At 74.5% G+C, this 15,513-nt stretch carries 13 protein-coding genes and 1 riboswitch; of the genes, 11 read left to right on the plus strand and 2 right to left on the minus strand.

Annotated features, from left to right (window positions below):
- Together GVV76_RS09350 and GVV76_RS09355 are read left to right on the plus strand one after the other, a co-directional pair.
- Positions 1-2,441, plus strand: a 2,441-nt coding sequence (locus GVV76_RS09350; protein ID WP_159626612.1) for a PD-(D/E)XK nuclease family protein, incomplete at its 5' end; no start/stop codon positions are given.
- Positions 2,438-5,878, plus strand: a complete 3,441-nt coding sequence (locus tag GVV76_RS09355; protein ID WP_159626614.1) for an ATP-dependent DNA helicase — start codon at positions 2,438-2,440, stop codon at positions 5,876-5,878. The genes GVV76_RS09350 and GVV76_RS09355, both read left to right, overlap by 4 nt.
- A gap of 36 nt (positions 5,879-5,914) precedes the next feature.
- Here the strand turns inward: GVV76_RS09355 and GVV76_RS09360 are convergent, their stop codons facing one another.
- Entirely contained in the window at positions 5,915-7,198 is a 1,284-nt protein-coding gene (locus tag GVV76_RS09360) for a phosphotransferase (protein WP_159626616.1), read from the minus strand.
- Positions 7,199-7,496: 298 nt separating this feature from the next.
- Between GVV76_RS09360 and GVV76_RS09365 the strand changes: the two genes are divergently transcribed.
- From GVV76_RS09365 to GVV76_RS09395, 7 genes are read left to right on the plus strand one after another with little or no spacing between them, the layout of a single operon-like run.
- Positions 7,497-8,828: a CpaF family protein gene (locus GVV76_RS09365; protein ID WP_159626618.1), complete on the plus strand. Its 1,332-nt coding sequence runs from the start codon at positions 7,497-7,499 to the stop codon at positions 8,826-8,828.
- Positions 8,828-9,679: a type II secretion system F family protein gene (locus tag GVV76_RS09370; RefSeq protein WP_159626620.1), complete on the plus strand. Its 852-nt coding sequence runs from the start codon at positions 8,828-8,830 to the stop codon at positions 9,677-9,679. Before GVV76_RS09365 ends, GVV76_RS09370 begins: the two co-directional genes overlap by 1 nt.
- Positions 9,676-10,605 (plus strand): type II secretion system F family protein, encoded by a 930-nt coding sequence (locus GVV76_RS09375; RefSeq protein WP_159524243.1) that lies wholly within the window; start codon positions 9,676-9,678, stop codon positions 10,603-10,605. The genes GVV76_RS09370 and GVV76_RS09375 overlap by 4 nt, the downstream gene beginning before the upstream one ends.
- Before the next feature lie 47 nt (positions 10,606-10,652).
- Positions 10,653-10,919 (plus strand): hypothetical protein, encoded by a 267-nt coding sequence (locus GVV76_RS09380; protein ID WP_159626623.1) that lies wholly within the window; start codon positions 10,653-10,655, stop codon positions 10,917-10,919.
- A complete protein-coding gene (locus GVV76_RS09385) occupies positions 10,909-11,382 on the plus strand; it encodes a TadE/TadG family type IV pilus assembly protein (protein WP_236263371.1) in 474 nt (157 codons plus the stop codon). Before GVV76_RS09380 ends, GVV76_RS09385 begins: the two co-directional genes overlap by 11 nt.
- A gap of 8 nt (positions 11,383-11,390) precedes the next feature.
- Entirely contained in the window at positions 11,391-11,864 is a 474-nt protein-coding gene (locus GVV76_RS09390; protein ID WP_235925282.1) for a peptidase T4, read from the plus strand.
- Complete coding sequence (locus tag GVV76_RS09395) at positions 11,861-12,409, plus strand: pilus assembly protein TadG-related protein (RefSeq protein ID WP_159626625.1); 549 nt, start codon at positions 11,861-11,863, stop codon at positions 12,407-12,409. Before GVV76_RS09390 ends, GVV76_RS09395 begins: the two co-directional genes overlap by 4 nt.
- A gap of 184 nt (positions 12,410-12,593) precedes the next feature.
- Here GVV76_RS09395 and GVV76_RS10715 read toward each other — a convergent pair whose 3' ends face one another.
- A complete protein-coding gene (locus GVV76_RS10715) occupies positions 12,594-13,043 on the minus strand; it encodes a CBU_0592 family membrane protein (protein ID WP_236266103.1) in 450 nt (149 codons plus the stop codon).
- A gap of 73 nt (positions 13,044-13,116) precedes the next feature.
- On the opposite strand from GVV76_RS10715, the gene GVV76_RS09405 reads away from it, so the two are divergent.
- A complete protein-coding gene (locus GVV76_RS09405) occupies positions 13,117-14,034 on the plus strand; it encodes a LysR family transcriptional regulator (protein ID WP_159524240.1) in 918 nt (305 codons plus the stop codon).
- 37 nt (positions 14,035-14,071) lie between these two features.
- Positions 14,072-15,193, plus strand: coding sequence for a peptide chain release factor 2 (gene prfB / locus GVV76_RS09410; protein ID WP_159524239.1), 1,122 nt, complete (start codon positions 14,072-14,074; stop codon positions 15,191-15,193).
- 205 nt (positions 15,194-15,398) lie between these two features.
- Positions 15,399-15,488: riboswitch (ZMP/ZTP riboswitch) on the plus strand.
- Positions 15,489-15,513 lie beyond the last annotated feature (25 nt).

Here is a 15,513-nt window from a genome sequence, read left to right on the forward strand (position 1 = left end):
CCGGGCCGGTGCCGGGCGGGGCACCGCTGGCCGGGCCGGGGGGCGCCGGCGCCCCCTCGGGGATCGAGCCGATCGTCGCCTCCTCCGCCGCGCAGGAGGCCGCCCATGTGGCGCGCGTCCTTCGCGCCGAGCACATCCACCACGCCACGCCCTGGCGGGAGATGGCCGTCATCGTGCGCTCGGCCGGGCGGGCCCAGGCGGTCGCCCGCGAACTCGGGCGGCGCGGCGTGCCCCTGGCGGCCTCCGCTCCCGCCGTCCTGCTGCGCGCCGAGCCCGCCGCGGCCGCCCTCCTGCGGGTGTCCCGCGCCGCGCTCGACGGTCGTCTTGGGGCAGTGGGCGAGCCGCCGGAGCGCGCCGCCGCGATCGACCTGCTCACCAGCCCGCTCGTGGGCCTCAGCCTCCTGGACCTGCGGCGTCTGCGCCGCCGTCTGCGTGAGGACCGCCCCGCCCAGACGGTCCCGGACGAGCACCTGCTCGCCGCCCTGGCCTCCGCCGGCGCCGGGGAGGATATCGCCGCGGCTCTCACCGAGGAGCCCCTGGCCGAGCAGGCCGCGCGCCTGGCCCGGGCCGCCCGGATCATCGAGGCCCTGCGCGGCGTCGTAGGGCTCCAGGGACCGCGGCGGGATGAGGGGCCGGAGAGCGCGGAGGCGCCGCCGGATGATGAGCGCGTCGACGCCGAGGCGCTGCTCTGGGCGGCCTGGAGCGCCTCCGGCTGCGCCGAGCGCTGGCGCGGCCTCGCGCTGGCGGGCGATGACGGGGCGCCGCTCGCCCGCGCCGCCGAGCGCGACCTCGACGTGGTCACCGCGCTGTTCAAGCGGGCCGAGGTCTGGGCCGAGCGGCACCCCGGCGCCCATGCCGCCGTCTTCCTCACCGAGCTGGCCGCTGAGGTCCTCCCCTCGGACTCCGTGGCCCCCGCCGGGGTTCGTCCCGAGGGCGTCTCCGTCCTCACCCCCGCCGCGGCCGCCGGTCGCGAGTGGGCCGTCGTCGCCGTCATGGGGCTGGGCCGCGATTCCTGGCCCGATCTGCGCCTGCGCGACTCCATCACCCGCTCGGGCCTCCTCGTGGACGCCGTCACCGGCCGCCTGCCCGTCGGCACCGACGGCGCCCCCACCGGCGCTCTCGACGTCACCGCCGCCCGCGCCCAGGTGCGCGCCGACGAGCGCCGCATGCTCCTGGCCTCCCTCACCCGCGCCACCCGCCGCCTCATCGCCACCGCCGTCCAGGACGCTGACGACTCGCCCTCCTCCTTCCTCATCGAGGTCGCCACCGCCGCCGGCCGCCCCCTGACCGATGCCGGTGGCGATACGCTCATCGCGCCGGACACCGGTGATCTCACTCTGCGCGGCCTCGTCGGCGAGCTCCGCCACGCCCTCCTGGCCGCCCAATCGCCCCGGGCCACGGCGCTGGAGCGCCAGCGGGGAGCCAGCGCCGCCGCCCTGCTCGCGCGCCTGGCCGGGGCAGGCGTGGCCGGCGCCGATCCGGCCACCTGGGGCGGGCTGTCCGAGCCCACCTCCACCGAGCCCCTCGTGGCGGGCGGACAGCCGGTGCGCGTGAGCCCCTCCGACGTCGAGGGCCTCACCACCTGCGCGCTGCGCTGGTTCCTCCAGCGCAACGGCGCTGGCGGCGCGCCCACGGGCGCCCAGGCGCTCGGAACCCTCATCCACTCCATCGCCGAGCGGGCGCAGCGCGAGGGCCTGCGCGGGACGGCCCTCATGGAGGTCTTCGAGGAGCGCCTGCCCGAGCTCGGCCTCCCGCCTACCTGGATCGGCTCCCTCGAGGCCGAGCGCGCCCGCGAGATGATCCGCCGCCTCGACGCGCGCCTCACCGCCGTGCCCGGTCAGGTTGAGGTCGAGCGCTCCATTGACGCCACCCTCGTCCTGCCGCTGCCTCCCGGCGCGGACGCCGGGCAGGGGCGGGGCGATGGCGGTGCCCCGCCGTCGGGCGGCACCGCCGGGGCCACGATCGAGGTGCGGCTGCGTGGCCGCATCGATCGCCTTGAGGCCATCGAGGGGCAGATCCCTCCCGCGGCCGGGCAGCCGGGCGCCCCACTGCCCGGTGGCACGGGCCAGCGTCTGCGCCTCATCGACCTCAAGACCGGCAAGAGCGCCGGCGAGGGGGATGCCTCCCGCCACCCGCAGCTGACCGCCTACCGCCTGGCCCTGGAGTCCCTGGGTTACCGGGTTGACGGCGGGGCGCTCGTCCTCCTGGGCGCTCAGCCGCGCAAGAAGGACGGCGGCGTGCGCCTCGCCCCGGACACCGCCGCCCTCGCCCCCATCCCCGACCCCGAGACCGGCGAGGACTGGGCCGCTACCCTCGTCGCCCGCGCCGCCCTGGCCGCCAGGGGACCGCGCCTGCGCGCCACCACGGGCGGCCACTGTGAGTTCTGCGCCGTCAAGGACGCCTGCCCCGCCGTCGACGAGGGGAGGAGGACGCTCCCATGAGCGATCCCCGGGCCACTGGCCGAACCAACCAGCCCGACGCCAAGCCGGGCCTCAGCCCCCGGGAGCTGGCCAAGGAGCTCGGCCTGCCCCCGCCCACGGACGAGCAGGCCCAGGTCATCTCCCACCCGCTGACCCCGCTGCTCGTCGTCGCCGGCGCGGGCAGCGGGAAGACTGCCACCATGAGTCAGCGCGTCGTCCACCTCGTGGCCAACGGCGCCGTTCGGCCCGACCAGGTCCTGGGGCTCACTTTCACCCGCAAGGCCACCGCCGAGCTCGCCTCGCGCGTGTCCACTCGCCTCGGCCAGCTCGCTGAGGCGGGGCTCCTGCCGGGAGCGGGCCGGGCCGACGGCGGCGCCGAGCTCGGTGAGCCGACGATCTCCACCTACAACTCCTTCGCCGCCGCGCTCGTGCACGACCACGGCCTGGGCATCGGCGTCGATCCCGACGCCACGCTCATCACCGCGGCGCGCGCCTGGCAGATCGTCGACGACATGCTGGCCTCGCGCGTCACGCACCTGCCTCTCGAACCCACGCGCACCACCGTGCGCGCCGTCCTGCGCCTCGACGGCGCCCTGTCGGAGAACCTGCTCAGCGTCGAGGAGGCCGCCGAGGGCCTGGATGACCTCCAGCACCTCTTCGAGGGACTCGCCGGGGTCAGAGGCCTGGCCACCATCTTCAAGCCCAGGGGTCAGACCATGACCATCCAGCGCGCCCTCCTCGAACTCGCCGCTGAGTACCGCGAGCACAAGCGCCGCCACGGGCTCGTCGACTTCGGGGATCAGATCGCCCTGGCGTGCCGGATCGCCGCGGAGGTCCCCGGCGCCGCCCGCGCGCTCGGCGAGCAGTACCCCGCCGTCCTGCTCGACGAGTTCCAGGACACCTCGGTGGCCCAGGCCCTCCTGCTCTCCCGCCTCTTCGCCGGGGGAGGCGTCACCGCCGTCGGAGACCCCAACCAGGCGATCTACGGATGGCGCGGCGCCAGCGCCGGGGCCCTCGACTCCTTCCACGCCCGCTTCAACCCCGCGGGCACCGAGGCCCTGGCCCAGGGGGCGGACCCCGCGCTCGCCACGCCCGTGCTGCCCCTGTCCACCGCCTGGCGCAATGACCGGCGCATCCTCGATGCCGCCAACATCATCTCCGCCCCCCTGCGCGACCACAGCCCCCAGCCGGGGGACGCCGACGTGGCGCGCATCCCCGTCGCGCGCCTCGTCCCCCGCCCCGCGGCCGCGGGCCTGGCCGACGGCGCCGTCCACGTCGCCTTCCTGCCCGATCCCCTCGCCGAGGCCGAGGAGGTGGCCGAGTTCATGGCGCGGCGCTGGGGGCCGCGCGCCGAGCTCGCCGTCCTGTCCCGCACGCGCTCCCAGCTCATCCCCATCGCCGACGCGCTCCAGGCGCGCGGCATCCCCCACGAGGTCGTCGGCATCGGCGGGATGCTCAGCGTCCCCGAGGTCGCCGACCTGCGCGCCCTCATCACCGCGGCCGCAGACCCCGAGCGGGGGGACCGCCTCATGCGCCTGCTGAGCGCCGGGGACATCGGCGCCGCCGACCTGCGCGCCCTCCACGACCTGGCGCGCCGCCACACCCGCGGCCCGCAGCGGTCCGCGCGGCGCCAGGCCGGGAGCGCCGCGCCCGAGCCCCCGGCCGACGGCCAGGAGGAGGCCCCCGAGGCGCCGCTGCTCACCGAGGCCCTGGAGACCATCGCCCGACGCGCCGAGGAATCGGGCGGCGACGGTCCCATCGAGGGCCTGTCCGAGGCCGGGCGCGCCCTCGCCCTGCGCCTGGCCCTCGCCCTGCGACGGGTCCGCGCCGCCCTCGCCCTACCACTGCCGGACATCATCGACATCGCCGAGCGGGCCCTCGACCTCGATATTGAGATCGCCGCCATGGGGCCTAAGCGGGCCGGTCGGCGCGCCGTCGACGCCTTCAGGGCCGTGGCCGAGCAGTACGCCGCGGACACCGAGGCCCCGACCCTGGCCGGGTTCCTCAACTGGCTCCAGATCGCCCAGTCCGAGGAGAACGGGCTCGACGCCCCCGAGCCCGACCCCGAGCCCGGCGCCGTCCAGCTCCTCACCACGCACGCCGCCAAGGGCCTGGAATGGGACGCCGTCGCCGTCATCGGAATGACCGAGACCGCCTTCCCTTCCTACCGGGGCAAGGCCGAGGAGGACGGCGCCATCAAGACGGGCTCCTGGACCTCCAGCACGGAGGAGTTCCCCCACCCCCTGCGCGCCGACGCCGGCGACCTACCGCCCTTCGAGCTGGGATCCCTGGAACCCCCGCACGTGGACAAGGACGACGTCAAGGGCATGTGGGAGCAGTACGCGCTGGCCCTGGGCCGCCACGTCATCGCGGAGGAGAGGCGCCTGGCCTACGTGGCCGTGACCCGCGCCCGCCACGACCTCCTCCTGACCGGATCGCACTTCGTCAAGACGGGCAAGACCCCGCGGCGCATGTCCCGCTTCCTCGACGAGGTCCTGCGCGGCGGCGGCGGGGCCTCGCCCGCCACCCCCTGGGGCGCAGGCCTCACCGAGATCGACGACGAGGCCTCCAACCCCCTCCACGACGCCACCGCCTCAGCCTGGTGGCCGGTGGAGCGCCCCGCCGGGCCCGGAGGCCCCCGCGCGGAGAGGATCGCGGCCGCCCGAGCCGTCGACGCCGCCCGGCGCGCGTCCGCGCCGCGGGCCGGAGAAGATCCTGCGGCGCCCACGGACCCACTCGTGGCCCGATGGGAGGCCGAGGCCGAATTACTGCTGGCCGAGCGACGTCGGACCGAGCGCGCGCTCCCCGGGGTGCGCATGCCCTCCCATCTGGCGGCCACGAGCCTGGACCGCCTGCGCGCCGATCCCGCTGCCTTCTCCCTCGACCTGCGCCGCCCCCTGCCGCCCGAGCCGCGGACCGCCGGGCGGCTCGGCACCGTCTTCCACGACGCCATCGCCCAGCGCCTCGCGGGTCGCGCGGCCCTCATTCCGCTCACCGACGCGGGCGTCCCTGACGCCCTTCCCCCGGCCGATCGGAAGCGCGTCGAGCGCTGGCTCGCCACCGCCGAGTCCCTGCCCCTCCTCAAGGGCCATGCCCTGCGCGCCACCGAGGTGGAGCGGGAGCTCACGGTGGGCGGCACGACGCTGCGATGCCGGATCGACGCCGTCTTCGCCGCCCCGGACGGCTCGTGGCTGATCGTCGACTGGAAGACGGGGCGCCGCCGCGTCCCCGTGGACCAGTTGAGCGTCTACGTCCACGCCTGGGCCGCCAGTCAGGGGACGCCGGCGGAACGGGTGCGCGCCGCCTACGCCTATGTGGACGTGGGCGAGGTCGACGAACTTACGCCGGCGGATCTGCTGCCACTGGACGCCGTCGGGAGCCTCCTCGCCCCCGGCGCGGCCGCCCCGGGGGACCCCCACCCCCCGGCCACTGTGGAGGACCCGGGCGCCGGGCCATGACCAGCGCGCGGTCCTTAAAGACCCGCCGCCTCGCCCCTACTCCCCGGGACTGGGCACGGCCCGCAGGGGCGCGGGGACCTCCGAGGTCACCGCCTCCATCTCATCGGCGGCCCGAACCGCCGAATCCGTTGGCACCGGGGCCAGGCGCGGCTCGTGGTGGGCGACGATCGGATCGTCGCCCACCTGCTCGGCCAGATCCTCCAGCATCGCCACCGCGTCCCGAGTGACCGACTCGTCTCCGGAGTGGACGCCATGCAACAGCCAGCGCGCCAGGCTCATCTCGCTCACCAGTTCCGCGCGGTCGCGCAGGTGACAGTCCACCCCCTCCGAGCGCGCCAGGTCGTAGGCCGACTCGATCGAGTCCAGGCAGTCCAGGGGCGCCGAGGAGTAGATCCACGCCAGGTCCTCCGCCGGGTCGCCCACATGCGCCTGGCCGAAGCCGCTCATCGCCACCACGGAGCCCCCGGCGGTCAGGACGTTCTCCGCGGCCATGTCCCCATGGACCACCACCGGCCGGAAGCGCCACAGCGCCGCGTCCTCCAGAGCCCGCTCCCAGCGCGAGAGCACCGAGGACGGCGCCTTGCCCGTGCCCGCGGCCTCATCGAGCAGCGCTAGCCACGAGTCCCGCACCTCATCGGCGTCGCGTACCGGCATGCCCGCCTCCGAGATGACGGTGGTGGGCAGCTCGTGCAGCTCGCCCAGCGCCTTGCCGAGCCCCGCCGACAGCCCCGGCCCCGGGCGCAGGGACATCAGATTGATCGGCCGGCCCGCCGTGTGGGAGCGGACCTGGACGCAGGCGCCGTCGCGCCTGAGGAAGCCGGCCGGCCGAGGCACGTCGAAGGACAGGCGCCCGCCGTCCACGATCCTGCCGATGCGCCGCAGCACCTCCGCCTCGGCCACCAGTTCCGCGCCGGTGATGTCATCGAGGGCCTCGTGGACCTCCCAGTGGCGCCCTCGGGTGTCGATGACGCCGACCACCCTCAGATGCGCGGAGTCCAACTGGGGCAGCGCCAGGCGGGCCGGGTCCAGGCCCCGCACCGCGATCGACGCCATGGCGGCGAGGGCCAGCGCCGAGCGGCGCTCGACCGGCGTCCCCTCTGGCGCGCCCGCGCTGTCAGGGGCCTCGTCGCGCGCGGGGGAGGGGAGCGCCCCGTCTGCGGCCTGCTCGCCCTCGGGCAGCCCCTCGTGCTCGGGCCCGCCGCCGCTTGAGCCCGACGGCGCGCCGGGGGAAGCCCCCGCGCCTGTCTCAGCGCTGATCTCAGCGTCGCTCTCAGCGCTCGTCTCCATGGCCGGGTCCAGGGCGGGGTCCGTGGGCGTCATGACCCAACCGTAGGCGAGGCTCGGCGTCTCGCGCAGCCGCCGCGCCTGCCCTGCTCGCCTGGTGAGCGGTGCGGGTGGGCGGTCAGTGGCGCTCCTACAAGCGCCATCCCCGTCATCCAGGCGGTTATCCACAGGTTCGCCGATGGGGGTAGCGCGAGGCGCGGATCCTCGCTTAGTCTCAGCTCTCGTCCGATCGTCCCAGATCGGAGCTGCTATCCGGCCCCAGTGCCGGCCCCTGACCTCGACTGGTCCCCCGAGCCAGACGCTCCCGCCTCCTGCTCGACCACCGAGGAACCCCATGGACGCCGCGACGCTGCTGCACTCAGAGGTCCGCGAACTCGTGCGCCGTCGCGGCATCGACCCCCTCTCCGAGCCCGGATCCCTGGTCGCCCTCGTCAAGGAGGCCTCCGCCGATTACCTCGCCCGTGCCGACGCTGGACTCGTCCCGCCCCTGCTCGATCCCGAGGCGGCCACCGCGGGCATCATCGACGCCCTGGCCGGCATGGGCCCCCTCCAGCGCTACCTCGACGACGACGAGGTCGAGGAGATCTGGGTCAACGGCGCGGACCGCGTCTTCGTGGCCCGCTCGGGCCGCCCCGAGCTGACCACCACCCTCCTGGCCGACGGCGACCTGCGCGTCCTCGTCGAGCGCATGCTGCGCGTCTCCGGGCGCCGCCTCGACATGGCCAGTCCCTTCGTCGATGCCCAGTTACCCGGCGGCGAGCGCCTCCACGTGGTCATCCCGCCCATCACCGGCGCCCACTGGGCGGTCAACATCCGCAAGCACATGGCCCGCGCCAGCCGCCTGGCCGACCTCGTCCGCCTCGGCTCCCTGCCGGCCAGGGCCGCCGCCTTCCTCGACGCCTCCGTGCAGGCGGGCCTCAACATCCTCGTCTCGGGGGCCACCCAGGCCGGCAAGACCACCATGGTCCGCGCCCTGGCCGGGGCCATCCCCGCCGGCCAACGCATCATCACCTGCGAGGAGGTCTTCGAGCTCTCCCTGCGCAACCGCGACTGCGTGGCCATGCAGACCCGCCCAGCCAACCTCGAGGGCGCCGGTGAAATCACCCTGCGGCGCCTGGTCAAGGAGGCGCTGCGCATGCGACCCGACCGCCTCCTCATCGGCGAGGTCCGGGAGGCCGAGGCCCTCGATCTGCTCATCGCGATGAACTCCGGCCTGCCGGCCATGTCCACCCTCCACGCCAACTCGGCCAGGGAGGCCGTCGTCAAGATCTGCACCCTGCCGCTGCTCGCCGGGGAGAACGTCTCCGCCGCCTTCGTCGTGCCCACGGTCGCCAGCGCGATCGACCTCGTCGTCCACCTCGGGATCGACGCCGCCGGCCGCCGCACCGTGCGAGAGATCCGCGCCGTCACCGGCCGGGTCGAGAACGGCGTCATCGAGTTGGCCGACCTCTTCCACCGCGACCGGGCCGACCACCTCGTCCGCGGCACCGGCCTGCCGCCGGGCCGGGAGCGCTACGAGCGCGCCGGGCACGACCTCTCCTCCCTCCTGGCCGTCGGCCAGGCGCCGTTCCTCCCCGACGCCGCGCCGCCCACTTCGCGGCGCTCCGCCCGAGTCCCCGCCGCCGTCGCGGCCCACTTGGCCCCCGCCGGACGGGAGGGCCAGTGATGGGCGCGATCGCAGGGCTCCTGGCGGGTCTGGGCCTCGTCCTCATCTGGCAGGCCTGCACGAGCGAGCCCCCGCGGTGGAGATCCGAGCGGTCCCGGCGCCTGGGGGACCTCCTCATCCAGGCCGGCGCCGGGCGCACGAGCCCCGCCGCCTTCGTGATCGGGAGCCTCGGGGCTGGCGCCGTCGTCGCGCTCGGATTCCTTGGCGCCACCGGGGCATGGACCATCGCGGCCGCCTTCGGCGCCATCGCCTCCCTCCTGCCCTTCCTCCTCATCTCCTCGCGGGCGCGCGCCCGGCGCACGCGCCTGCGCGAGATCTGGCCCGAGGCGGTCGACACGCTCATCTCCGGGATCCGGGCCGGGATGAGCCTGCCCGAGGCGCTGGCCAGCCTCGCCGAGCGGGGCCCGGAGGCGATGCGCGCCGAGTTCTCCGCCTTCGCCGTCGACTATGCGGCCACAGCGCGGTTCGATGAGTCCCTGGCCCGCCTGAGGGCCCGCTTCGCCGACCCCGTCGCGGACAGGATTGTCGAGGCGCTCCACCTCGCCCACGAGGTCGGCGGCGCCGAACTCGCCGACCTCATGCGGTCCCTGGCCCGGATGCTGCGCGAGGACATGCGCACCCGCGGCGAGCTCGAGGCCCGTCAATCCTGGACCGTCAACGGCGCGCGGGTGGCCGTGGCCGCCCCCTGGCTCGTCCTAGCCCTGCTGTCCACGCGCCCCCAGGCCGCGGCCGCCTACGCCACGAGCGGCGGCGCCCTCGTCCTGCTCATCGGGGCGATGGCTAGCGCGCTCGCCTACCGCCTCATGCTGAGGATCGGGCGCCTGCCCGAGGAGGAGCGGGTGCTGCGATGAGCGACCATCTCGTTCTCGGGGGCCTGATCGGCCTGCTCGCCTCGCTGGGCATCCTCCTGGTCCTCCAGGCCCTGTCGCGGCGGCGCCCCGGCCTCGTCGCGCGCCTTGAGCCCTACGTCCGGGAGCGGCCCCGCGGATCCGCGCTCCTGCGCGCCCCGGGCCCCAGCGGGAAGACCGTTCCCGGGCTGCTGCTCGCCGCCGTCGCCGGCCTGGGCGGGCTCCTGGAATCCATGGGCTCGTCCGCCGACTCAGTCCGACAGCGCCTGGCTCGATCCGGCTCCCACCTCACTTACGACGAGTTGAGGGTCCAGCAACTCGTCTGGGCGGGCGCGGGCCTGTCCGCCGCCCTCGGGCTGGGGCTCATCTCCTCGTTCGTGCGGCCCATCAGCGTCCCCGCCGTGCTGATCGGCGCCCTCATCGCGGCGATCGCCGGGGCGGCGGCCCGCGACTGGTGGCTCTCGCGCTCCGTGAAGCGGCGCACCGCGAGGATCGAGGCGCAGCTGCCCGACGTCGTCGAGCTCCTCGCGCTCGCCGTCGGGGCCGGTCAAGGGCCGGTGGACGCCATCGAGCGGGTCGCCCGCCGGGGGCGCGGCGACCTCGTCGACGAGCTCGCCATGACCCTGGCCGACATCCGCTCGGGCACCGTCCTGGCCACCGCCCTTGAGGACCTGGAGGCGCGGTGCGGCTGCCCGGCCCTGTCCCGCCTCTGCGAGGCCATCACCGTGGCGATGGAGCGCGGGACGCCCCTGGCCGAGGTCCTGCGCTCCCAAGCCGCCGACTCCCGCGAGGCCGCCCGGCGCGCCCTCATCGAGGAGGGCGGCAAGCGCGAGATCGCCCAGATGGTGCCCGTCGTCTTCCTCGTCCTGCCCATCACCGTCCTGTTCGCCCTCTATCCCGGGATCGTCGTCCTGCGCCTGGGCATCTGACCTCCCGGAGCCGCGGCCCGATCCCCCCACTCAAGGAAGGAACCACCATGAGCACCCCCTCCCGCAGCTCTCGGCGCGGCGCCGTCAGATTGAGCGGCTCACTTGGCGCCGCCGCGCTCGACTGCCCCCGGCGCGCCAGGGCGCTCGCCGTCCGAGCCTGCCGCGCGCTCGCGCCCGAGCGCGGCGACGTCCCCGGATGGGTCCTGGTCACGCTCATGACCGCCGGGCTCGTCGTCGCCCTATGGACCGTGGCCGGTCCCGCGCTCGTCAACATCTTCACCTCCGCGATGAACAAGGTGACCGGTGCGATCTGAGCGCCTGGGCCCGCGTCGGCCCGACGCCCCGCGCCCGCCCCGATCCCGCCGCGGCCCGGGGCGGGGGAGTGGTGAGGAGGGCTCGGCGATCGCCGAGTTCGTCATGGTCGGCTCCCTCGTCATCGCGGTGGCCGTCGCCCTCCTCCAGCTCGCGCTGGGGCTCTACGCGCGCAACGTCCTCATCGATGCCGCGGGCGAGGGCGCCAGGCGCGCCGCGCTGGCGGGAGGCACCGAGGAGGAGGCCGCCGCGCGCGTCCGCGCCCTGACCGGCGCCGCCCTCGCCGACGACTACGTCACGGATGTGCGGGTCCGCCGCGCGGTTCGCGATGGTCTGCCCGTGGTGGAGGTCGAGGTGAGCGCGCCCATGCCCGTCCTCGGGCTGCTGGGCCCCGGCGGGAGCCTGCGTGTGAGCGGTCACGCCCTCGATGAATCGGCCCTCGCCCGAGCTGGCGCGACGCCATGAGACGGCTGATGAGGACCCGGTGGCTCCCCGCGCCGGGCGGGGGAGCGGAGGGCGAACGGGGCAGCGCGACGGTCGAGTTCATCGGATGGAGCGTGGCCATCGTCTTGCCGGTCCTCTACCTCATCATCGCCCTCGCCCAGGCTCAGGCGGCTTCGCTCGCCGTGGCCAGCGCCGCCGACTCCGCCGCCCGCGCCATGGAGTACAGCGCGGGTGGCGCTGATGGCCTGGGTCCGGCCCGGGCCCGTGCCGCCGTCGGTCTCGCCTTGGCCGATCAAGGGATCGATGACGACCCCGCCACCGCGCTCGTCCTCGACTGCGAGGACTCCGCGTGCGCCCGGCCCAGGGCCGTGCGCGTGGAGGTGGGAGTCGGCCTGCCGCTCGTGTCCATGACCGGGATCGGTGACGATCTCGTCACGATCTCCGCCGTGCGCCCCGTGAGCACCATCGACAATGGCATCCCGGGCCCAGAGGGTGATCGATGAGGCGCGATGATGCCCGCGCCACCACGGGCCCACCCGCGCTCTCGGCGCCCGCCCCCTGGCGACGGCGCCTCAGGGTGCTGCTTCGTCGCCGCGCGGCCGAGGACGGGCAGGCCATGCTGCTCGGGATCGGCATGATCGCCGTCGTGCTCACCCTGACCCTCGGCATCGCGTCGGTGACCTCCGTCTACTTGGACGTCAAGCGCCTGACCGCCATGGCGGACTCCGCCGCGGTGGCGGGGGCGGGCAGGATCGCGCCCGACGGCTATTACACGGGTGGCCCTGGCGTCGCGCCCGTGGCCATGGACGACGCCTCCGTGCGGAGCGCCGCCGTCGACGACCTCGTCTCCCAGGCGGAGGTGGGAGTGGCGAGCGCCGGGGGCCTGAGCGATGTGAGCGTGAGAGACGCCCACGTCGAGGATGGCAGGGTCGCCGTCGTCACCCTCAGCGGACACTCGCGTCCGCCCTTCCTGCCTTGGGGGGTGCTGCCCTTCGAGGGCTTCGACATCAGCGCCACTGGGTCAGCTCGGACGACGACGGCGCCCTGAGGTGGGCGGGGATCCGCGCGACGCGCGCCCACCGGTGCCGTCTGCGCTCATCGGTGCGGTTCGCGCCCACTGGTGCGGTTTGCGCCGACTGGTGCGGGCAACTCGCACCGCTCGGTGCGCACGGCACCGCTCGGCGCGCACGGCACCGCTCGGTGCGGAGCGCGCCAGTCGATGGGCGGCTCGGTCAGGCGGCGGTGCTCAGGAGCGCGGCGGCAGGCGCCGACGAGGCCGTCTGACCGGCGGGCATCGCCGCCATCTCGGCCGTGGGGGCCGGAAGGGCTCGCGCGGCGGGGTCAGTGGCGGCGCCGGTCATCCTGGTCTGCCCCGGGCGCTGCCAGCGGGCGGAGACGGCGGCCGCCTCGCGGCGCACGAGCCCGGCGATGTAGGCGCGCTTGACGGTCAGGAGCACGTTGATGCCGACCACGAGGTAGAAGAGGTTCGCGATGACGCTCGGCCAGGCGCCGGAGGAGGCGCAGTTGGCCATGAGCATGATCGAGCCCGAGATGTTGAGGGCCTGGTACTTGAGGGAATCACCGGCCAGCCTGCCGGAGGAGATGAGGACGTAGGCCCAGAGGAGTTCGGCGGCGCCGAGCCAGCCGGCCAGGGAGAGGAGGTAGGGAACGATGTGGGTCACGGAGGAAGATCATGGACTCCCCGACGATGAAGATCAATCGCAGGTATCTGCATGGGGGATGTAGTTTTACTTCATGAACCTGTCGTCTCGTCGGATGTCCGTCCTCCTCGCCGTCCAGCGCGCCGGAGGGGTGGTCGCAGCAGCGGATTCGTTACACATGAGCCCCTCCGCGGTGTCCCAGCACGTCCGGCTCCTGGAGAAGGAAAGCGGCGCCCGTCTCGTGGACCGCGCCCCGACTGGCGCGGTCCTCACGGAGGCCGGTCGGGTCCTGGCCGAGAGCGCCGAGCGCATCGAGGGCGAGCTCATCGAGGCCCAGCGCAAGCTCGCCGCGCTCGACGGCGCCAGCCCCACCGGGACGGTTCGCGTCGGCTCCTTCGCCACCGCCGTGCGCGCCATCCTCCTCCCGCTCATCGCCGACCTGGAGGCCAACCGCCCCGGGCTCGACATCATCATCGAGGAGGTCGAGGAGCGCGCGGGCCTGTCCCGCCTGCGCCGCGGCGAGCTCGACCTCCTTCTCCTGGAGCGCGACGCCCGCGCCCTGCCCCCCGCCCCCCGCGGCCTCGGCGATGTGCCGATCCTCGACGAGTCCTGGCTCGTCGTCGTCCCCCCGGGCTGCGCCGTGCCGACGTCGCTGGCGGACCTGGCCGGCGCCACCTGGATCGCCCTCGACCCCTCCACCGCCGGGGCCTTCGCGCTGACCCGCCTGTCTGGGCAGCTCGGAGTCGCCCTGAACACCCGGCACGTGGGCAACGACTACGACGTCGTGCTCGCCATGGCCCATGCGGGATTGGGCTACGCGCTCCTCCCCGAACTCGCGGTGCGCAGCAACGACATCCCCGACGACGTGCGCATCACCCGCCTGCCCGGCCTGGGCGCGCGCCAGCTCGTCGTGCGCCATCGCGCCACGCGCACCGAGCCCGGGCCGGCGGTGCGCGCGGTCCTGTCAGCGCTGCTGGAGCAGACGATCCCCCTGGGCGCCGTCATGGGGTGAGGAGGGGAGGGTCTGGCGGATCGACTACTCTTGCCGGGTGGCCACTGACTTCCCCATGCAGATCGAACGACTCCGACACACCTACGCCTCCATCGCCGCGGTGACCGACCCTGACGCCCTGCGCGCCCGCATCGTCGAGTTGAGCGAGTCCGCTGCCGCCCCGGACCTCTGGGACGACCCGGACGCCGCCCAGGTGGTCACCTCCGCCCTGTCCCACGCCCAGGCGGATCTCAAGCGCGTCGAGGAGCTCGGCGAGCGCATCGACGATCTCGAGGCGATGGTCGAACTCGCCGGGGAGGAGGAGGGCGACGACGCCGCGGAGATCCTCGCCGAGGCCGAGTCTGACCTCGCCGCCGTCTCCAAGGACCTGGCCGACCTGGAGATCCGCACCCTGCTGAGCGGCGAGTACGACCAGCGCGACGCCGTCGTCACCATCCGCTCGGGCGCCGGGGGAGTCGACGCCGCCGACTTCGCCGAGATGCTCCTGCGCATGTACACGCGCTGGGCCGAGCGCCACGACTACGCCGTCAAGGTCCTCAACACCTCCTACGCCGAGGAGGCCGGGCTGAAGTCCGTGACCTTCGAGGTCCACGCCCCCTACGCCTACGGCACCCTGTCCGTGGAGGGCGGCACGCACCGCCTCGTGCGCATCAGCCCCTTCGACAACCAGGGGCGCCGCCAGACCTCCTTCGCCGCCGTCGAGGTCATCCCGCTCATCGAGTCCACCGACCACATCGACATCCCCGAGACGGACATCCGCATCGACGTCTTCCGCTCCTCGGGGCCCGGCGGCCAGAGCGTCAACACCACCGACTCTGCCGTGCGCATCACGCACCTGCCCACTGGCCTGGTGGTGTCCATGCAGGACGAGAAGTCGCAGATCCAGAACCGCGCGGCCGCCATGCGCGTGCTCCAGTCGCGCCTGCTGCTGCTCAAGCAGCAGGAGGAGGACGCCAAGAAGAAGGAGCTCGCCGGGGACATCAAGGCCTCCTGGGGAGACCAGATGCGCTCCTATGTCCTCAACCCGTACCAGATGGTCAAGGACCTGCGCACCAACCACGAGGTCGGCAACCCCGACTCCGTCTTCGACGGCGACATCGACGGCTTCATCGACGCCGGCATCCGCTGGCGCAAGCAGCAGGAGCAGGCCGAGGACTGATCCGCGCCCCGCGCCCTTTCCCGAGACCGGTCGATATCAGGATCGAGACCGGTTGATATCAGGATCGAGACCGGTCGGCGGGGCGCCGGGAACCGGTCTCGCTCCTATTTTCGACCGGTCTCGCTCCTATTTTCGACCGGTCTCGCTCTTATTTTCGACCGGTCTCGGCGTGATGTGGCGGGGCGGGGCGGGAGCGCGCTAGCCTGGGACCGGTCGCGACTGGCGAGGGTGGGGCACCACCGGGGAGCGGCCGCCGCCCCATGTGGAGGGGACGTCGCCCGCCTGGGCGTCCCGCCGAAACCCGGAACCACAGGAGCCCC

The organism is Actinomyces sp. zg296 (assembly GCF_009829695.1).
GTDB lineage: Bacteria > Actinomycetota > Actinomycetes > Actinomycetales > Actinomycetaceae > Actinomyces > Actinomyces marmotae.